13 protein-coding genes are annotated in these 20,982 nt (G+C 34.8%); 4 read left to right on the top strand and 9 right to left on the bottom strand.

The genetic code is table 11. The features are described 5' to 3' along the window. Positions 1 to 29: 29 nt before the first annotated feature. Entirely contained in the window at positions 30 to 686 is a 657-nt protein-coding gene (locus G7051_RS00685; protein ID WP_166197738.1) for a helix-turn-helix transcriptional regulator, read from the bottom strand. 1,275 nt (positions 687 to 1,961) lie between these two features. On the opposite strand from G7051_RS00685, the gene G7051_RS00680 reads away from it, so the two are divergent. Then, positions 1,962 to 2,351, top strand: coding sequence for a hypothetical protein (locus G7051_RS00680; protein WP_166197736.1), 390 nt, complete (start codon positions 1,962 to 1,964; stop codon positions 2,349 to 2,351). 129 nt (positions 2,352 to 2,480) lie between these two features. Then, a complete protein-coding gene (locus G7051_RS00675) occupies positions 2,481 to 2,867 on the top strand; it encodes a hypothetical protein (RefSeq protein ID WP_166197734.1) in 387 nt (128 codons plus the stop codon). 199 nt (positions 2,868 to 3,066) lie between these two features. Here G7051_RS00675 and G7051_RS00670 read toward each other — a convergent pair whose 3' ends face one another. The 8 genes from G7051_RS00670 to G7051_RS00635 form a co-directional block, all read right to left on the bottom strand. Then, positions 3,067 to 5,976, bottom strand: coding sequence for a hypothetical protein (locus G7051_RS00670; protein WP_166197732.1), 2,910 nt, complete (start codon positions 5,974 to 5,976; stop codon positions 3,067 to 3,069). Between the two features lie 39 nt (positions 5,977 to 6,015). After that, positions 6,016 to 6,660, bottom strand: coding sequence for a hypothetical protein (locus G7051_RS00665; RefSeq protein WP_166197730.1), 645 nt, complete (start codon positions 6,658 to 6,660; stop codon positions 6,016 to 6,018). Next, positions 6,650 to 7,150, bottom strand: coding sequence for a hypothetical protein (locus tag G7051_RS00660; RefSeq protein ID WP_166197728.1), 501 nt, complete (start codon positions 7,148 to 7,150; stop codon positions 6,650 to 6,652). Before G7051_RS00660 ends, G7051_RS00665 begins: the two co-directional genes overlap by 11 nt. Before the next feature lie 11 nt (positions 7,151 to 7,161). Further along, positions 7,162 to 11,121, bottom strand: coding sequence for a hypothetical protein (locus G7051_RS00655; RefSeq protein WP_166197726.1), 3,960 nt, complete (start codon positions 11,119 to 11,121; stop codon positions 7,162 to 7,164). Continuing rightward, on the bottom strand, positions 11,111 to 11,332 hold the full coding sequence (locus tag G7051_RS00650) for a hypothetical protein (RefSeq protein WP_166109540.1): 222 nt from the start codon (positions 11,330 to 11,332) through the stop codon (positions 11,111 to 11,113). Before G7051_RS00650 ends, G7051_RS00655 begins: the two co-directional genes overlap by 11 nt. Continuing rightward, positions 11,332 to 11,796: a hypothetical protein gene (locus tag G7051_RS00645; protein WP_166197724.1), complete on the bottom strand. Its 465-nt coding sequence runs from the start codon at positions 11,794 to 11,796 to the stop codon at positions 11,332 to 11,334. The genes G7051_RS00650 and G7051_RS00645 overlap by 1 nt, the downstream gene beginning before the upstream one ends. A gap of 75 nt (positions 11,797 to 11,871) precedes the next feature. Beyond that, positions 11,872 to 12,417, bottom strand: a complete 546-nt coding sequence (locus G7051_RS00640) for a hypothetical protein (RefSeq protein WP_166197723.1) — start codon at positions 12,415 to 12,417, stop codon at positions 11,872 to 11,874. 316 nt (positions 12,418 to 12,733) lie between these two features. Further along, positions 12,734 to 13,312 (bottom strand): phage tail tape measure protein, encoded by a 579-nt coding sequence (locus tag G7051_RS00635; protein WP_166197721.1) that lies wholly within the window; start codon positions 13,310 to 13,312, stop codon positions 12,734 to 12,736. Positions 13,313 to 13,862: 550 nt separating this feature from the next. Between G7051_RS00635 and G7051_RS00630 the strand changes: the two genes are divergently transcribed. Next, the gene (locus tag G7051_RS00630) at positions 13,863 to 14,633 is read left to right on the top strand and encodes a hypothetical protein (RefSeq protein WP_166197719.1); all 771 of its coding nucleotides are present in this window, start codon (positions 13,863 to 13,865) and stop codon (positions 14,631 to 14,633) included. Between the two features lie 36 nt (positions 14,634 to 14,669). Then, a complete protein-coding gene (locus tag G7051_RS00625; RefSeq protein ID WP_166197718.1) occupies positions 14,670 to 20,978 on the top strand; it encodes a CotH kinase family protein in 6,309 nt (2,102 codons plus the stop codon). Positions 20,979 to 20,982 lie beyond the last annotated feature (4 nt).

The raw sequence follows: 20,982 nt of genomic DNA, 5'->3' as shown, positions 1-20,982 counted from the left end.
CTATTTCTGTCTCATCTCTTCAGAGCTGCTTAATATCTGCGTAACAGACCGACAACTAGAGCTATGTTGTAAATGTCTTTTTTGGGGATTTTAAAATCTTTATATAAATCATGAGCTTCCGATTTACATAATATACAGTCTCCATCATCATAAATCCGCTTTATCAGAATCCCTTGTGATGTGTCTAAAGCATGGTATCTACCCCATTGGATATATTGGGATTGAGTTACTTGTAAACAAGCTATTTCATCACCCGAATGAAATTCGGGTTCCATACTATCTCCCTTTACAATAAGCGTATAATTATAATTAGAGAAAGCAACCACAACAGGCATATCTTCTGAATCTTCAGCTTTAACTCCACTTAATGCTATTGATACAGTTCCTGCTGTCGCATTTAAAGGTATTCGGGGTCTGGTCTCCGTAGACTTCGATTTGTTGATGCCTAATTTGGTTTTTAACATTTCTCCATCACCCGATATAAGCCAATCCATATTTAATTCTGGAAACATAGTTCGTATTTCCAATAAAACGTCGGAACCGATTGCTGAGTTTTTTTTCAATGCTCCCGATAGATATCCTTCAGATTTGCCAATGGCTTTTTCAAATTTATTGCGTCCGCCATATCCAGCTAACTTTAGATGATCATGAAATTCTATTAATCTTTCAATTGCACTCTTACTCATAATAGTGTATATACATTCGTTTAATTATTAAACACGCAACATTTATTAACACATAAACCAGTGATTATTAACACTGATATGTTTTATGTAGTGAATTTATAGACTATATTTGCATTTGTAGTCTGGTTGGAAGTAAAAGTGATTAATACATTAACTATTAGTTAATGATTTTATAATCTACTTAAATCCTTTCTATAGTTAAAGATACAGCTTATTTTGTAAAGTGCAAAATATTTGTAAATAAAAAAATAAATAGTGGAAAAAGACATTGTTTAGAGGTGTTGGAGTTGGCTAAATTAAAGAAAAAGATAATTACATAAACTTTATGATAAAGAGGCTTGAGATAATAATATATGCCTTTAATTGAAGTAAGTAGTATAACAAAGCACAAAAATAAATTAGACTAGTTAGAAGCCATAGACTGATTGATGGGGAAAATTACTCTTGTATATCCTCCAACTGATGGCAGAAACCAAATAATACTTATATTATGAGTAAATTAAAAACGACGGAAAATAATTTATTAGATATTTTATTAAGTATAGTACTGATTGTTATAATTGCCTTATTCTTCAGTGCAATAAAAAGCTGCACAACTAAAAAGGAATTGGACAAGAAGGATTTATATGAACTGTGTGAGATGATTCATTATCATAGTTCGACAGATTGTCTGATATTAGAAGAAAATGGGTTGGTAATTATAAAAAAATAACACACTGTTTTCGAGGCTTATATATTTTATAATAATAAGTTGAAAAATAAGATAGCCAATATGTGCGCAATAGAATATTGATAGAGGGAGACATTCGTTTACTTTAATATAAGTATAGATTTTTATAAAGCCGAGTAAAAAGTGATTGTATAGAATAATTTTATCTTTACTAGGAAGGCTTTTTGATAAGTTCTTTAATAGAACATAAGGAAATAATACATAATTTTTATCTCTAAATAAAGCAAACATAAAAGCTTCTTCTGTCAGTATAAAACTGGCTGTCCTCGCATTGGTTGGAAAACAAAAATGTAGAAGAGGCTTTACTCTTGTATTGCTTAGAATATAAGTAGTAATTGTTAAAATAGATTTGATTTAATTATCAATAATAAAAACAATAAAGCGATCGGATAAACTGTTCTTATCAGTATTTTTATATAAACACATTGATGCAATACAAAATAAATCTAGTACATATTTTCGAGGAGATGCACTCTGCTTCAATAATATAGTTGATGTATCTCTGAAACTACTCTAATTATTCATCCACAATTTAATTACAAAACATGTTAAATCTAGCAGAAGTAAAAGTTACATTAGGGATAACTCCCGAGTTAGAAGGTCTATTAACGGTTTTTTTAGGGTACTTAACCAGTAAAGAAACCCCAGTACACAAACAAAAAGAACAAGCCTCATCTAAAAGTTCTGGAACACAACAACAACAACAACAACAACAAATTGAATCTACATTTTTAGTTGGAAAAAATGAAAGTGATACATCGATTATAACAGTCGATATGCTTAGGTCAAGGGTTAAAGAGCTTATCAGTGCTGATCAGAATAACAGAGATGTTATTGAGGCTAAATTTGCCGAGTATGATGCATCTAATCCAACCTCTCTTCATCCAAAATATTATCAGGAATACTGGATGTTTTTAAATGAACTACAAAAATAACGTAAGTGAAATTAATTGTCAGTAATATAATAGGCTAACAATCAATATAACGGTGCGAAAAAGCTTTAAGCGGTATATCTAATATTATATACCCTTTTTACTCAAAAGAAATGCTAAAAAACTAATTATATGGATAATGTGAAAATATTATCAGGAGCTAATATTTTATTATACTCCTGCGATTTCGGAGATGGTATTACAATAGGATTTAATAATGGTAGAAATTTTATTCAGATGGATATGAGTGATTATCTTATATTTCCATTTTCTTCGCCCATGCTCAGAATTGTATGCGAATTAATTCCATGTACCCGTGACAGTCTTAAGGTAGGCGATACTGCTTATTGTTCATCAGCTAAAGTTCCCGATTCGGATTGTTTGAGTAATTACTGCAAAATTCTTAGCGAAAATTCAATTCTATATATACAAGAAGATGGGAGATTGCATGAGTGTAGTGCTAATCTATCTTCTTTTTCTTGGTATAAAGTAGTACCTGTCAAGAATAATTATAGTTAAAAGAATATTGTTTCGTAATATAAATATCTCCTAAATTATCCCTTGTTGAATCAGTGTCTATATTCACTTTTTTTGAGGGTGATTAATATATTTGTAATACAAAGATTCTTTTTTTATTGTAAAATATTATAGCCGCTCCTTATCTGTAAAAGACTAAGTAGCGGCTTTTTAATTTAATAAGTGTAAGTAACTTTTTATATTAGCTAATCTTCATTTTAATAATATCTCCATCACGGTAGAATTCGCCTACTTCTAAACTCGCTAAGCGATCTTTAGTTGGGAAATTTTTTATATCAAATTTAGCTCCTTGTATTCCAACTCTTGCAGAAAGAGAAAAATTGCTATTTGTATTTTTGATATTAAAAGAAATATTATTTCCATTGATTTGAGTTTCATCAACTTGAAAATCCGAAGGTCTATGAAATAGTTGAATAATACTTCCCGCATCAAAAAATGACCAGTGGCCAACTATTTGGTTTTTAGAAGTCATATAAGTGATAGCTCTTGAAGTAGGATTTATTAAAATTCGATCTCCGTTTTTTTGACTTTCAAATTTTCCTGTTACATTTAGTCCGTTGATCAGATCCCATAGAATATTCCCTCCTGCCAGACTAAAAGATCCATCCGCATTGAATATTTGAGAACCTTTTCCAAACATGGCAGCACCTGTGTCGCCGTTTAAATGACTAACAAGCTCTCCTAATTCATTTTTCAAGCCGATATCAATACCATTTAGGTTAAAACGCTTTGACAAGCTATCAAAGAGTAATCCTTTTTTTTCGTTCCCGATACGAATATTCCCATTGTTGAGGTCATACATACTCCCTTCATTTGTTCCATTCTCAGCATAATTTACAGACTTTATAATGTCTCCATATATTGATCCTCCCGAAAGATATGCCATTCCGTTGACAGTAGATATATCACGCCTGTTGTCTTGTTCAGGATAGATAACTCCAAGCAATAAATGATAATAGCTTCTATCTTCGTCTGTTTGTATCTTCACGGTACTTACAAACCAAGTAGCTAGATGGCTATTGCGATCTGCCTTTACATATATATAATAATCTTTATTATTATCGGGCAATACCTGTATTAAGGTATTGTTTATAGCCCAAGTAAATTTATTAATGTCTGTAGGCAGTGTTCCTCCGCCTCCCCACCATAATGCACGATGGTTGATGTATCCTGCCGAAAGTGAGACCTTGAAAGTATTATTTTCTTTATACACCTTCATGGTTATCCTATTAGTTGTGAAGTCACTGCTTTTTGCTCCTACGGATAGAAACTGAGTATCTATTGTATTGGGGCGGATACTATTTGATTCGAAATAACCCTCTGAGTCAAATATTTTGGTTGCTAGTTCACGGAGATTTCGGCTGTTTTGGACCGCACTACGAATCATTTCTTCATTTTGAGTGCTGTTATGTATATTATTCACTACCACATTGTTTACTTGCGATTCTATGCGATCCAATCTCCCTGACACAATTTTATCGGCTAGTGTAACCTGATAAGACGGTATGTCTTGCCCTTCCTTATAAGTAATTACTAAATTTTGGATCGATTTTACGGTATATTTCGAGCCATCATTCGCGACCATATCACCTAGTTCATTGTCAATTACCCGTAGGCTGACTGCTTCTTTAAGGACAGCGGCAACCAAAGTTCTATTCGCAAAGTATATCTCATCTAGATTTACAGTGTAACTAACCTTGCTTTGTGAATTTTCGCTCAGATATTTTTGAGCTGCTTCTTTTAAACGTTGTTCTGCCTGTAAAACGAAATTCTCGGGCATTAAAATATTTAGTAGAACAAACTTATCCCCTTTCTGAGGCTTAATCTTACCAGAGGGTATAGCATAATTACTGGATGAACTGGTATCTTTTTCTAAAAGAAATTTCCAACGACAACCATTAGTATAATATGTTTGACCGCTGGTGACTGGTAAAATTTCTCTTATCTTAAATTCGATACCACCACAATATCCTGTTTTCATACTCATAGTCGGCTCCTCGGATGTCGTAAATTTGTTAAGGTCAAACCCAAGATCATAGAGATAAACATAAAAGTGCGATTGCTCTAATTCATTTTTGTCATTCATACCATCTTTTATTTCATCGATAGCAAGAATTTCATCAATAGGATTTCCTTTCCCATCTTTCATACCGGTAATAGATGGATAAATATCATCAAAGGTTTTGTTGCCGGGGCGTAACCCGAAATAATCTATTGTGGATTGAGGTGCAAGTATATAGTCTACAGGTCGTGACTGGCTAAGTGTCTGCCTAAAGGATGGTAACTGCAGATTTTGGGTAAAACGTGGAAATTTTTCGGTACGCAAGTAATTTTGGTCTATATTACGGTTACTACCCTTGACCCTTAACTTGGTAATAACAGTGTTTACTTCAACATCACGTTGGATTTCGTACAGTCCTTTCCCTTTACCATACTCTAGAGTAATCAGTTCGTCTCCGACTTTAAACTCCGGATATTCAACTCCTACATAGATGTGCTTTAAGGAAGTGTCCAGATAAAAGAAAAAACCGAAATCGCTATTCGCACGTGTGAGGGCATTCCAGCAATTCTCATTTGACACAGAGATCTGAAGTGTTTCTCCTTCCAATATTCTGTCACTCCATCCAATCTCCTCAACAGGCTGAGGAGTATCTGAGTTTTTGACAGGCATTAGTATAATCCATCTATTAGTCTTTAACTCATTCAGGTTAGCTTGGATTCTTCGGCAAAGGTCATAAACATCACCCGAGAAAGAAAATGAATCCATTCCTGTATAATACATGTCGTCCCCTAGTACATAGTCCATAAAATCACAATCGACCAATTCGTACTGTTTTGATGTAAATGTGACAGTAGTTTGAAAAGCATCACCTGTTGAGCCGGTAGAAGCCGAGCGTTTTATGGACGGTTCGCTGCGTATCACATATCGTTCATTTCTAAAATCTACGTAACAATTGGGTGTTATGCCTAGTTTATGCGCCGAATAAAGGGTCGTAGATATAGTCTTTTCCCCCATTGAAGCACCGGAATAGGTGAAATCTCTTGTATCCAAGATTAATTCCCCTTTAGGATTATATATTTTCAGTATCATAATTTTGATATAATTTAAGTTTGGTTATACTTGTTGTAATTATGAAACTACCACAGAATTGATACTGCTTGGATTAATTATACAAAAACGAATATCAGGCTTTGTAAAAGTTTTCGTTTTATTAAAATCCCGTTCTCCATTCGAATAGAATACATCTATTGATTCCCCTTCTGCGATAGTAAAAGTCAAAGAGTTTGAAGGCTTTCCATAGGTTGATACTCCAAATGAAAGCCCGTTTGGGCACATAAATTTAAGAGTTGCTTGTACTGTATCTTTTCTGAAACATTGTCCTCTGTAACGCTCTTTTGAAAATGACATTCCTTTATATACAAGACGTGCACCCGTGTTTCGGTATGACGAGAAGAATTGGAATACACCGTCTCTGTTCTCTTTGGCATATTGTTTTTCGGCAGGTTGGACTAGATAGGAAATGAATTTCTGAAATTGCTCACGTCCATACACACCATGATAAGTTACCTCTATCTCTACTTCTTTATCTGCAAATATGGCTCTATCGGGAATATAAATATCCAACCCTTGCTCTTCTATCCAATTTCGGGTAAATGGTGTTTTCAGTTCAGGTAACTCAAGCATACCTTGTGTCGCATTTATAGTAACGCCCCATTCAGCGAAGATATCTTTTGCTTCTTCGCCGGCTTTCTGTATATAAAAATTATTTTGCATTTCGTTTTCGTTTATGAATTATAACTCTTTCTCCTGTTGCTATCGAATTATCATATTGATATACATTTACATTGTGAGCATTTTCCACCTCTAATACTGAATTTTCATAAGTCTCAATATTTATAATGGAATGGTCACCGCTGTATACTATTACTTTCGAATTATGCCTTACATATAAATTGAGTACTCCATAATCAGAGATATTTATTATGACTAAACTGTCACCTACAACTACTGCTGTATCCGAGTAAATGTCTACCTCCTTATGCGAATCTATGAATATATTATAAGGTTCGGTTTTTCCTTTTAAATGTTGCCGGAGAATATCTAACGATGGATAATCGTGTTCTATACAAAAATCCATTCCACGTTTATACATACTCATTAAAGCTGAAAAATCATCATTCCATGCATCTTGCCAAGGTTGGCAAAGATTAAAATCAATAGCTTTTTCCAGTAATAAATTTGATATTTCTTTATTGTCTTCCATGTTTTTCTTTATTATTTTACGTAAACTCTTATTCCGGCTCCATTATCACCACCCGATTGGGTTATTACCGATTGGAATGCTCTATTAAGAGCTACAGTATTGGAATTTATGGCAGATACTTCGGTAAGTATTTGTGATTGTATCATTTGTGAAGTTTGTAATATTGTCAGTTGATTTTCGTTACTCATCATTATGGAGATAACCACATCTCGTATAGTATTCATATAGGCTTCGAGTATCATAGCGGTATCTTGAGTCATTCCTTGCACGCCCTTTGATAATCCTGATAGTTGTTGAGATTCAGCTTCTTTTTGGAAATATTTCTTTACATCATCAGGTAAATTTTCAAGCATTTTGGCTAGAACATCACCTTTCGATTCTAGTTCAGTACCCATCAATACCATGTCTTTCAGCATTTCTTCAGGAGATTTAGTCAGATTTCCTTCTGTATCTACCCATTTGCTGACATATTTGTCGATAGTTTTTCCCAGTACATCTTCTATTAATCTTTGTTTGATAATAGAGCGCATAATGTCGCCGATGACATCTTTTACTTTACTTCGATAGCCTTCTGCAGCGTCTTCTCCTTTCATAAAAGCATCTAATAAAGCATCGCTCAACTGACCTGCAAAGGATTTTATATTGCCTCCCAGCATACTTTCCAATATTGAACCTAAGCCATCTTCTATTTGGATTCCTAATTGGCGATATTGCTCCTCAAGTTGTTTTACCTTATCTTTATCAGTCTTCTTTTTATCTTGTTCTTCTTTTATCTGTTGCTGTAGAAGGGTTTGTTGCAATTTTAGTTGTGCAATTTGAAGCTTACGTGCATTGTATGCTGCATCTCCAAAAGCTTTGGTTGCCGCCCTCCCTAAATCTTCATAGGCTATTTTAGATTCGTCAATAGCTTTTTGAAGACGTCGTATTTCTTTTTCATGTTTTCGATCCCCTAATGAGGTTATTGAGGACACAACAGAAGCCACTCCTTTAATGCCTTGTGTAAGACCGCCTATTACATCTCCTGAAGCTATGCGCGCAATGCCTGCACCGGCTTCACCGACTCCGCCTACAATTCCGATGATATCAGTCATTGTGCCGGCAGTATCTGTATCTTCAGGAAAAAGAGATGAGAAAAGAGAAACAAAAGCACCTCCTAAATCGGTGGCTTGTTTTGTAACGCTGGTTATCTGGGTTGCCATATTTGCCCAGGTTGTGGCATTTTGTGCATCAACACCTTTCAGCTTTCCTTTTAATAAATCTATTTCTGTATTTATACCTGCAGTCTCTTCAGCCGGTGCAGTCTCAAGACTTTCTTCCAACGTCTTAATCTTATTTTTGATATCTTTGGAGGAATTTAAATTCTCACTTAAATCCTTAAAGCTTTTTCCCAGAGCTTTGAACGGATTTTTCTCTATAATTTTCTTTTCTTCTTTATCTAACTTTTTTACAAAATCATCTACTTGTTCCTTTGTTCGGATAATTTCTTTTCCATCAATGTTGAGATGGAACAAACCATCTCCACCTTCGTCTACATTTTTCAAAGAGTCTTTTGCTTCTGCAATAGCCGTCTTGAATTTTTCAATTAAATATGCAATCTCTTTTTCTGATGCTTTGGTTGCTTCTTCAAAAAGATTTTTATAAGTGTCGGATTTTTCTAACAAACCATCGCTCAAGCCTGATATTTCTTTTTGCCTTCCTTCATTTATTAATTTGTCTGTGGCATTGTATCGCTCAGGACTTATTTTTGCTTTATCAGCCTCGAGATCAGTCTTATACTTATCGTATTTATCATTTATAGCATTAAGCTTGTCATCGGCGGTCTGAAACTCTTGAAGCAGACCCGTTAAAGTTTCTTTGGTTTTTGCAGCATATTTCTCATTTAAATCATTACTCATTTTCTCAGACATAGTATTATTTGCTGCAATCATTCCTGTAAAATAATTACTAAAACTGTCAGCCGATATTTCTACTCCGGTGTCAGATTTTACAAATTTTTTCGCTTTATCATCTCCTATTTTTTTACGTAGACTGTCATATAGTTCATAGGCTTTTTTAGTTTTTTCTATTTCTTTGTTTAAATTGCTCCACTCTTCTTTTTGTCCTTCCTGTTCTATGTTTAGCAGGTCATCAAGTACCATTGGATCTATAGCTTCTTTTCTCACCTTGTTTTTGGCTACTTTAGATTGAATATCTTTATAAAAACCGCTAGGATTTTTTATATTAAGATTATCTTTATTTAATTCCAAAGCATCTAATTGATCTTTATAGCTTTCAAAAGTTTTATCCAAAGCAACATTATCACTCCATATTTCTTTATTTTGTTTATATACAGTACTCAGTTTTTTGATGAGTTCTATTTGTTTCTTATAAGTTTCAAGTATTTTGTCTTTTTTAGGACCACTAGGTATATTCGGAGGAGTTGCTTTAGGTGGCTCGAGGTCAGTTTGCATCGTTGCTGCTGCAGTTTTGTACTTGTTTGCAACTTCTTGGTTTGCAGTGTATTGCTTGTATCCAGCTAGAGTGACCGTGTCAAGAGGAATATTGTTCTCTAAATTATATTTAGCTTTTATATAGATTGGCTCTAAGCTTTCCATCGATTGCTTCAATACAGCATATTTACTTCGTATATCTGCAATAACCTGTGGCATTGTGGTATTTACATTAATAGATATAGAATTTCCCAAAATACCTTGTATTTCGGTTTGCCATTGGTTCAGTTTTTGCTTTGGGTCGTTCCATTCAATACCAAGTTGAACTAGAATCTTTTCTTGAGCATATTGACTTAGATCTCCCCATGTTTTGATATAACTTCTTATGCCATCTTCATTTTGTTTCATATCTAAGCCTTTAACAGCCATATGGGCTTTGATGTTATCGGTAAACTCGAGAATAGCTTGCTCTGCTGCTTCTTTTTCTTTGCCAAAATCATAACTTATTCCTTGGAACTCCTTCAATGTATCGTCCTTGAGGCTACCTCCAATTACATTGATCATTTTTTTTTGGGCTGCAGATTCAGAATAACTCACTCCAGCCAATCCCTGAGTGCTTCTATTCAATATATTTGACAAATTCTCTAGCTTTTTAGCTTCGGATTCTTTAGCTTCAAATATTTGATCTATGCTTTTTAGAGTTTTATCACTCAGCCCTTCTAAGTCTTTTGCATATTTTCCATTTACTCCACCATTAAAAACCTCATATGCCTTATCATAGGTTTTTTGTACTTTTAATTCCGCTATTTTTAATTTGTTTTCAACTTCTCCCAGTTCATTTAAAGTTTCCATGAGATTATCAGAGAAGAATCCTTTATCTTCGTTTGCGAGAAAAAGAGAGAAACTTTTAAACTCAGCTAAAGTATTGTACTGTTGCATAGCTGCATTCAGTACATTTTGATCATCCGCCTGCTGTCTTATAGATTCAGCTAATGCAGGTTCTATCTCTGCTAATTCATTCAATAATCTTATCCGCTCCGAAGTGGTGGTATTATTGTCGGCAGTACTATTGTTTAGATTCGTTAACTCACTAAACAAACCATTTACATTCTGTTGTTGGAGATCTATTCCTTCTATAGTTTTGGCAGTCTCTATTTGTATGCGTTCCTGCTCATTTGAATACTCTATATAGGCACCTGTCAATGCCATTACTCCATTCACAGCAAAGCCTGCAATCCCTCCTTTTAAACCTTTTGATAACGCACCTTCTAATGCACCGCTTGCAGCACTATCGGCTATTGAAAAGGCTTGATTTATGGTTTTATTAAAACTGTCATCCAATGTGACCTTCAGCTTAAAATCTTCGGCCATTAATGCAGTTTTAATAGCTTCGATAATCTGTTCTGCATCTGTATTTACTGACATATCTGCAATCATGCTGATTGTAGACAGTTGTTTCTCCACATTTCTTATTTCTTTAGAAATTTGTGAAGTATCTATATTTAAAGAGTAGGATAAAGATCCTGTATCATTATTTGCCATTTTGTTTAAGTATTTCAGCCATTGACATGGTTACTGGTTTTAAATTTCTATTCTTTGATGCTATTTCTTCTATTTCTTCCTGAGTATGGTCTGCTACTTTTTTTCCGTACAATACCTTGGGGGCATCTAACATCATGAGCGAAATGAGAGCACACGGCATATTCATATATTCTTTTTTCGTTACATGGTATTTTTCGATGAATGAAGCCATTAATCCGGCTTCTGTTCTGCTGGGGAAACTAAGACTTCCTCCTGAGTCCTCTTTTTCATCAATGAGTTTATCCTCTCTGCCATCTCGATATTGTGCAAAAAAAAACCTGCATCCATTCTCTGCACAACTTCCGACAACAAAATAGTGTACTCCTGTTCGGTCAACCTGCGTAGTAGTATACGCCAATAAATCCAATGGAGTAGTTTTATCCTCCAATAGTTATTCAGCATGGCGAGCGATAATACTTTGGCTTGTTCTATTTGGTAATAACGCATTGATCCTACTGTAGCTGCGATATCCGGATTAATTTTCTTTTGTGAAACCAGATGATACGATATACGCCAGTTTGTATATTTCTTCATGGGTTTAATGCGGTAGATGTATTTACCTACACTGATTTTGATGGCTTTGTTGAGTAATAAGGCACCTTGTTGTTCTTGTGCATCTATTGAAGCTTCTTGCATAATTATTTTTTTATTAAAACAGGGAGTGGGAGTATTCCCACCCCCTGTTTAGGTTCTTACTTGATTTGTACCCGGTTAGTTAATAAGCATTACTGCTTTTTCTTCAAATCCGGCTCCGCCTCCCGCATTGGCTGTTACTTGGATATGTATGTTTAATGTTTCTGTTTTTGTAGCATTACCTGAGATATTAGCTACTAACGAAGCATTTGTAAATACAATTCCTTTACCGTTTTGAGATTGTAGCCAAAACATGCCTTCTTTTACAAAAGTTTGACCTGTAAGACCTACTACGTTATCGAATGAGGCATTTTGTTCAGCACCTAAAAGCTTTATAGCTGATTCTATAGATAAATCCGGAATATCTCCTTCGTATACCATTCCACTAGCTTTATCCCAGATTGTGTGGATAGGTGTATCCAGTTCCTCAACGCTGATATCTGTCTTTGTTGGAGCTTCGTCTGTGATAGAACCAGTTCCTACTAATACAACACCCAAATGAGTCCATTCTGTAGAATCTAAAACTTTGCCTCTTGCAGCCCAGTAGATTCCGGCTTGACCGATTGATAAACCTAAATTTGCAGTAAGTGTAGCTGTTGGTTTTTTTAATGTTAAATTTGCCATTTTTGTTTGTTTTATTTGTTTATAAATTAATTGTTTGAGAAAATGTAATTCATTTTCTTGTTAAGTTGTTTGCATCAGTATTTGTCTGATATAATAATATTTAAGAACTTTATAATCCTTCTTTTTCAGATGGGTTATATTTTTTATGTCTCCATCTTGCCTTTAATTAATTATTTAAAACCAGTTTCCGTTGGTTACTAAATTTTCATCAATATTATTTTGTTTGTTATTCATTGAATATCACCATATCACTCCTTTGGTAATGTTAATGTTGTTAATGTTGAAAAAATATTGTAGGCATATCTGAATTGAGAGGCTATTTGATTAATTCTAGCAAGCCAAAACTTGTAGCCAATTCGTTATATTCCTTTAGTACGTTTTTCGTAATTTTTTCAACAGTGCTTTCAGGTCCAATATCTAAGTATCCTATAATTTTGTCACACAGATCCTCATTAAGCTTGTATTGAGTTTTAAGCTGTCTTTTGACTTCTTCAGTAATAATTAATTTTCTTGAACCTGCTTCGATTATTTTTATTTTTTCTAATAGAGGCTTATTAGCTTCTGTAACAATAAGGGCAATATCTTTAGCTGTTAAAGGTTTATTTGTGCTGATTTCGGGTTTACTCCTTTTTCCCGAAGTTTTTTTATTCCCGATCTTTTCTTTTTCTAAAAGTTCTGACTTTTTTACAGCTTCAACGATTTGCCTGTTTACATCGCCTTGGAATGTATTGAATATAGTTGCCAAATCGTTTAAAAACGTCCCTGCTTTATTTTCTTCAATTCCAGTATTTGTAATAGCCCTAGTTATAGCATCTGCTACTTCCGAAAATGTACGTTCTGAGAATGTGCTGTTTTTTACAGCATCTTTTAATTGTAATAAGATTTTTTCTTTCATAAGTAATGGTTGTGTTTGTAACAATTGTCAGTGCAAATATAAGGGCTAATTTTAAATTAGTGACTATTAAGACTGGTAAAAGTTGTTAAAATGACATTTTTAGTTGTTTTATCAACTGAAAATAATTTCCTTTGTTGTGTAGTTTTCAGGAAACATTGAAAATGCATGGACTTACATACTATTATTTATTGATATAAATATTTAAAATACAATGGTATATAGTGTGAATCGGTTGAAGTGATATCAAAAAAGATACTCGAAAAAAGTATTTTTATTTGATAATATAAATAAAGACACAGGTAAATTCATGTACAGAGAAAAACTCAATCAAAAATACCTATATCACTCGGTATGTTCCTGAAATTGAATAAATCAAAAGGAAAGTCATATCTGATGTATGCTATAGTATATTAACCATTGGCTCTTTCGACTATAGCTTTCATTGAATACAATTACAGTTTGGTCAGTGGATAAAAAAGATTTTAAGCGAACTGTTTTTGAAAAGGTGTGAGAATACAAAAAAAGAATATAACAATAAAATTGTAAACAGATGACAGCTTTGAAATTTTATAAAGGTGAGTCGTTGAATATTAAATTCGCTGCATATGACAATAGTAATCCGGCGAAGTTGTTGAATATTAGTGGATATACCAAATTAGTAGAGTTATTCACTCCGTATTCAAATAAAATATTACCAACTATCTCAAATATTGATACTAATACTTTTCAAATTGACTTGACTGCTGATCAGACCCGAAACCTTAATGCCGGAGCATTCAACATCATAGTTCGACTGACCAAAGGGAGCGAAGTCAAAATCGGAAAGAGTATCCCTTGTCAATTACTAGATCCATATATAGCATGTGGTCCCGAAGGGCTAGCCATGGATAATGGGCAGGCAAAGATTGATATGAAGATTGATGCCGGCACCATAGCATTTGACATGTTCTTTGGTAGTACAAATATTACCATAGGTGGAACTGAGGCGGATGCATATATAAAGGAAGCGGTAAAAGATAAAACAGACAGAAAAGAGTTTCTGAACGTATCTCAGATAAATAAAAAATTTGATTATGTGGATAAAACAACAGCCCGTAATGCTGTTGCAGATGCTTTGCGAGCTCCTGGCCAAGTGGTATTGTTCAGATTATTTACAGGAGACTGGCTAGCTCAACAATTTACCGGACAAAACACATCAGATTGGATAAAAACAGAGTATTGGGAAGATTTTGGCACTTCGTCAAGAGTATTTGACGGGGGAAGGGCAGATACCGTGTATGGTGGTGCCAGAATTATTGATTGCGGAGATGCAGTCGGATAAAGGAAAAAGAATTAACAATAAAATAAATTTTTAATTATGGCAGATAGATTTCAACATAGACGGGACACCAAAGCTCGTTGGGCAGAGATTAATCCTATGCTTCTACAAGGAGAAGTTGGGTATGAACTAGATTCAGACCAGCATAAATTAGGAGATGGCATTCATACATGGAATGAATTACCTTACAGAGGAGATCCTTGTCTACAGCAAACAGGTAATTCGAAGACCTCTTCGATGTCTCAGGATGCTATAACAAAAGCGTTCGAATTACGTACTCCTAAGAATAGTTTTCTAAATATATCTCAAGAAGTTGGCAATTATCAGTTTGTAGATTCAAAAGCTGCAAGATCTGCGGTGCCTGCTAACTTTAGGGGGCTTGGACAGATGCTTATATATAGAGCTAAGGTTACAGGTACAAGTACATATTGCTGGTTTAAAGAAGTATTTGAAGGTACAGATATTAGTCAGTGGGGAACGGACGCACACTGGAGAGGTATAGAAGCTAATTATGTGCTAAATATCTCGGAAGTAACCGATAAGTATGACTATGACAGTAAATCGGAGGCTCGTTTGGCTGTTCCTTATCACCTTAGGGAGATTAATCAAATTTTGGTATATCGTACTAAAGAAAAAATTGTGATAGAATACTCTATTGCAGTAGATATATATAATGATGATAGCTGGAAAGCTGATTCGAGCTGGAAAGTTGTTGGTTCAGGAGGAGCATTGAATGTTTCCGAAGAAAAAAACAATTATGCTTTTGCAACCTCTCTTGATGCGAGAAATGCTGTACAGAATTCGGATAGGACATTGGGGCAGCTTATCATATATAAACTAGCTTCAAAAAATTGGATCTTTGAGATATTTGCCGGAGATAGTGTAAGCTCATGGGAAAATAATGCTGATTGGAGACAATTAGCGAATAATGTCGATATATCTAATCTGAATAATGCAATCACTAATGCCGTAAAAACGTTATCGGATAAGATTGCCGGAAAAGCAGATAGTTGTTACATAAATAGTGAGAATAAGTTACAATTAACTTCAGAAGGAAAAGATATAGGTAATGCAATTGAGCTTACCTCAGGAATAATAAATCTTACTTATAAAGATAACGTATCGTATTCAACCTCCCTTGATGCCCGAAAAAAGGTAAAAGCATCGGATCGTATTTTAGGACAAATTATAACCTACAAACTTTTAGATGGAACTTGGGTACTCGACCAATTTGTTGGAGAATCAACAGGTTCTTGGGAGTCTGATGGTAGTTGGGTTCAATTTGCATTAATAGGAGACTTATCTCCCTTGTTGTCAGACTTGGAAAGCATTAAGGCTCAACTGACTTTGTTGAATGCAAATATTAAAGCGAAAATCGATGGAGGCTATACAGAGGATAATATTCTGTATCTAACCTCTAATGGAGAGGTAGTTGGTGATCCGATAGTATTGCCTGAAGGTGGCGGAGGAGGCACCGGTCCTTCGGGTATCGTTATGCGTGTACGTGCTGTAGGAGGAACTTCCTTAGTTGTTGGAGACGGAACTGATGCTGTAATAAGATACAATTTCACGTCTATAGATCAGGAAACTAGTGATGATACCGGAGACGGAACAGTGTTGATAACAGTAAATGGTATTCCTGCATTTAGTGGAAATATTCATCAGGGAGATAATCAATATAATGTTAAAGACCACCTAAATCTGGGAGCTAATATTGTTAGAGTAAGAGTAACTGATGGATATGAAAATGTCAGAAGTATAACCTTTAATGTTCAGAAAGCTACCCTTGTTGTTACATCAACATTTGCGGATGATATAATTTATAAAACAAGTCCTGTCGCTTTTAGATATACGCCCATAGGATCGGGAGAGAAAAAGATACGCTTTTGGCTTAACAATATTGAAATAGACTCGGAAACAACTACTGCGTCAGGTAAACAGTTGACCAAGAACCTTACAGGTCTTATATCAGGAGCTAATTCTATCAGGGTTGTGGCAGAAAGTTCTATTGAAGGCTCTCAGCTCGTAAGTAATGAACTATATTATGAGTTTATTTATGCAGATGCAGGGGTTACGAAACCGGTAATTACAATTTCATATAGAAAATTAGAAGTTACTCAATTCGAAATTATCGAATTACCTTATTTGGTGTATGATCCATCAAGTACCACAACGACTGTTGAGTTGGTCATAAATGATGTTGTTAAACAATCATTGACCGTTCCCAGATCTCGTCAACATTGGAGCTATGCTGCTTATGAGCAAGGCACAGTAAAAATGGAGATTCGCTGTAAAGGAATAACAAAGAGTGTAAACATCAATGTTATAGCATCTGAATACGATATAACGGAAGAAAAAGGAGACTTACGTTATAAAGCCTCTGCTATTGGTAAATCAAATTATAGTAGTGACAGAGCTTCTTGGGCATTTGGAGATTATGATGCTATTTTTAAAAATTTCCTATGGGGAGAAGATGGTTGGCAGAAAGATGAGAATAATGATAATCATTTGCGATTGATAGGTGATTCATCGGTTGAAATAGGAATTAAGCCTTTCTCAAGTGCTGTACTATTAAATGGTTTGACCCTTACCATAGAATATGCTACTATGAATGTTACAGATGCTTCGGCAGAAGTAGTTAGCTGTATGCTTGGAGGAGTAGGTATTAAGTTAACACCATCATCGGTTCAAATCAGTTCCGCACAATCAACATTGTCTGCTCGATTAGATAGTTCATCCAAAACGAGTATTTCATTTGTTGTTCAGAAGTTAGCAGAAAACAGGCTTGTATATCTATACATTGATGGAGTGATGTCAGGATCACTGCAATACCCTACAACTGATAATTTCTCTCAAAGTACACCTCAAGGACTAAAATTAACTTCAGGTAATAAGAGTTGTACGTCTATGATTTATACTGTACGTTGGTATGAAAATAATCTAAACTACGACCAGGTTTTTGGAAATTACATTTTTGATATCGAGGACTTTGACGAAAAAATAAAGAAGTATGATTTCAATAATGTCATAGACGATTATGGCAGTGTAGATTACAATAAAGCATTGAATTTCTTACCATGTCTTACATTTGTAGGTGAATTACCAACATTTAAAGGAGATAAGAAAACGTGCGATATCATCTATGAAGATAGGCAGAATCCGTACAATTCGTTTACGGCAACGAATGTTCAGAATGATGTGCAAGGTACATCCTCGCAATATTATCCTAGAAAAAACTTTAAGTTTAAACTTCGAGATGGTATTATTCTGTCCGAAACAGGTCAGCAGCTAGATGCTTACCAAATGCAGGGTAATAAAATACCGGCAAATGTGTTCTGTACGAAAGCCGACTTTGCAGAGTCTTCGGGTACTCATAATACAGGGATAGCTGTTCTTGTTGATGAGGCTCTAAGGAAACTTAACTACAAAGTAAAACCACAGAATATTGATGATAGAGTGCGAACCACAGTCTATGGTTATCCGATACTTATATTTCATAAAGAATCGGCAGCATCAAACACAGAGTTTATAGGAAAATACAACTTTAATGATGATAAATCATCAGTTCAGGTATTTGGATTTACCGAAGGTTGCGAAAGTTGGGAATTTTTAAATAATACTTCTGACAGATGTTTGTTTAAGTCTGCCGATTTTACAGGAACAGCTTGGTCGAACGATTTTGAAGGTCGTTATCCTGATGGAAACCAAGATGCTACTAATCTAAGTAAAGTACTTCAATGGATCGTTTCGTGTAAAGGAAATCCTTCTAAGTTTAAAGCTGAATGTGCCCAGCATTTTAATGTAGATTGGTTATTGTTTTACTGTTTGACTACTGAAATCTTCGGTATGGTCGATCAAAGAGCTAAGAATCAAATGTTAACTACTTATGGAGAAAGAGGGGCAACAGGCGAATTGCTTTGGTATTTTATTTTCTACGATAATGATACTGTATTGGGTATCAATAATGAAGGACAGATTGCGTTTGACTTCAATATCGAATCAAAAGACCCACATGGAGACGGGCACGTTTGGAATGGTTGGAACTCTGAATTATGGACTCTGGTTGAAACAGCCTATAAAGCCGAATTAACAGCATTGTACCAGAAAATAAGACAACAACAGGTATTGTCGACTTCAGTAACACTAGAGGTGCTTGAAAGCAGACAATCTGATAAATGGTGTGAGGCAGTATACAACAGGGATGGGTTCTTTAAATACATAGACCCTCTCTTATCTTCAGGTAACGGAGCTTATTTATATGCTCTGCAAGGGAGTCGAACCCGACACAGAGTATGGTGGACAAAAAACAGGTTTATGTATCTCGATAGTAAATATGCTGCCGGAGATTACCTGAAAGATTACGCGACTATGCGTTTATATACTCCCCAAATATGGGGTGGGGTAGCTCCTAATGCCGATTTCAATATAGGTATTACTAAAGCCGGTTATGTCCAAATCAAGTATGGATCTTACATAACAGATTCTATAAGAGGATATGCAGGTCAAACTTATAGTGTGGAAGCTCCTTCGATACAATTTAACGATACAGAGACTATCATATACGGTATATCAGCGGTAAAATCGTTAGGAGACCTATCGGCCAAGTATCCGGGTACTGTTGATATAACAAATGCTTTGGCACTTGAAGAGTTGATTATCGGTAGTCTGGTAAAAGATTATAAGAACTCTAACTTAACAGTTCTCCATACAGGCTCTAATGAAATGCTCAAAAAGGTAAATATCGCTAATTGTCCTAATCTAAAACAGTCATTGGAATTAACCAAATGCTATTCTCTGGAAGAAGTAGAAGCTCGAGGTTCAGGGATTACAGGGTTGACATTACCTTCATCGGGTATTTTGAAGACACTTAACTTACCGGCTAGTTTTACAGCGCTTTATGTTAAGAATCAGCATTACTTAAAAATACTTACACTCGAAGGTTATTTAAATCTGAATACCATTGTTCTCGAAAATGTTCCTAGCATTAATGGCTATGAATTGGTTAAACAATGCGTAAATACAGATGGAAATAAGTTAGGTAAAGTTCGTTTGATTAATATTAATGCTACAGATACTTCTGCAAAGGTGATGATTGCTTTACTGAGTATGACCGGAGAAGATGACAATGGTAATCCAACAAATGTAGCAGTAATTACAGGAAAGATTCATATTGATTCAATTTCTCAAGCTACTTTGACTCGCATAAATGACAATATGCCGGAGCTGAAAGTTACTTATGGTGTGTTACTCAATGTTATTGATTTTGAGGATGATATTGTAAAAGCTATTTGTGTAGCGAAATATGACACTAATAAGGATGGTGAAGTAAGTATAGATGAGGTTCAATATAAGAATATTCCTGCAGGATTATTTACTGGGTCTGGTGTTGTTAAGTTTAATGAAGCTAGATACTGGGGTGGAACTGGAAGTCTAATAAACGATGTTGATACCTTAGAGGAAGTGTCTATTCAAGCTGGTAAAGCCGAATTAAATAACTTACCTAATCTGAAAAAAGTAGGAGTTTACGCTGAGAAAGAGACTTTGGATTCTGTTCCGACTTTTGGATATAATACTGTAAAGAACTGTTATTCAATAGAAAAATTCCTTATGAATGGGAGATACTCTGAAACTAAAAGGAAAGGAATGATACTAGCTAAACAAGTGACAGGAGCTATAGAATATTATCGGTTTAGGCTTCCTTTACAAGGGTATAGCTCAATAACAGTAGATGAGAAGTTTAGCGTTACAACGACAGATGCAGATGAAGTTAATTATAATTGGGGTAAGGATTTGTCTACACTTATAATTAATACTTGCTATCAAGTAAATCTTCCAAACTTTAGTAATTTACAGACTGTTCAGGTAAATGGATTCTCTGAGCATACAGGTAATCAACTTTATTTTCGAGCGGATTTTCCTGTGTTACAAAACCTTATTATTGATGACACAACAGGTAATTCTTTAGATAACTTTCAGTTATTAAGTGGGAAATTTAGAAATATAGAGATTCGAAACTTAACCTGTAAAGGAGCGAGTGGTTCTGTTTTTAGATTATGGAATAATCAAGGGACATCAGGACTCATTTCTAGAATAGATTTACCAGAGACATATCAGCCAGCATCATTGCAAATAGGTGCAAATAGTGGATGGTCTCCTTTTGTACCCGGTGCTGTATTTGTACTCAGATCTCCTGTATTTATACCAATGTCGGCTATTGATAACTGGAATAATCCAATAACAGGTTATTGTAGTATTTATGTTCCAGATGGACTTGTTAACACATATAAATCTGCAACCAATTGGAATCAGTTAGCAAGTAAAATATACCCAATTAGTAATTTAGGTTAAAACA

Source organism: Dysgonomonas sp. HDW5B, from assembly GCF_011299335.1.
Classification (GTDB): Bacteria; Bacteroidota; Bacteroidia; order Bacteroidales; family Dysgonomonadaceae; genus Dysgonomonas_A.
This window is presented reverse-complemented; position numbering and strand designations above follow the sequence as displayed.

Coding starts and splice junctions, on each gene's coding strand:
- G7051_RS00685 (WP_166197738.1), bottom strand. CDS start 686: ATGAGTAAGAGTGCAATTGAAAGATTAATAGAATTTCATGATCATCTA.
- G7051_RS00680 (WP_166197736.1), top strand. CDS start 1,962: ATGTTAAATCTAGCAGAAGTAAAAGTTACATTAGGGATAACTCCCGAG.
- G7051_RS00675 (WP_166197734.1), top strand. CDS start 2,481: ATGGATAATGTGAAAATATTATCAGGAGCTAATATTTTATTATACTCC.
- G7051_RS00670 (WP_166197732.1), bottom strand. CDS start 5,976: ATGATACTGAAAATATATAATCCTAAAGGGGAATTAATCTTGGATACA.
- G7051_RS00665 (WP_166197730.1), bottom strand. CDS start 6,660: ATGCAAAATAATTTTTATATACAGAAAGCCGGCGAAGAAGCAAAAGAT.
- G7051_RS00660 (WP_166197728.1), bottom strand. CDS start 7,150: ATGGAAGACAATAAAGAAATATCAAATTTATTACTGGAAAAAGCTATT.
- G7051_RS00655 (WP_166197726.1), bottom strand. CDS start 11,121: ATGGCAAATAATGATACAGGATCTTTATCCTACTCTTTAAATATAGAT.
- G7051_RS00650 (WP_166109540.1), bottom strand. CDS start 11,332: ATGGCTTCATTCATCGAAAAATACCATGTAACGAAAAAAGAATATATG.
- G7051_RS00645 (WP_166197724.1), bottom strand. CDS start 11,796: ATGCAAGAAGCTTCAATAGATGCACAAGAACAACAAGGTGCCTTATTA.
- G7051_RS00640 (WP_166197723.1), bottom strand. CDS start 12,417: ATGGCAAATTTAACATTAAAAAAACCAACAGCTACACTTACTGCAAAT.
- G7051_RS00635 (WP_166197721.1), bottom strand. CDS start 13,312: ATGAAAGAAAAAATCTTATTACAATTAAAAGATGCTGTAAAAAACAGC.
- G7051_RS00630 (WP_166197719.1), top strand. CDS start 13,863: ATGACAGCTTTGAAATTTTATAAAGGTGAGTCGTTGAATATTAAATTC.
- G7051_RS00625 (WP_166197718.1), top strand. CDS start 14,670: ATGGCAGATAGATTTCAACATAGACGGGACACCAAAGCTCGTTGGGCA.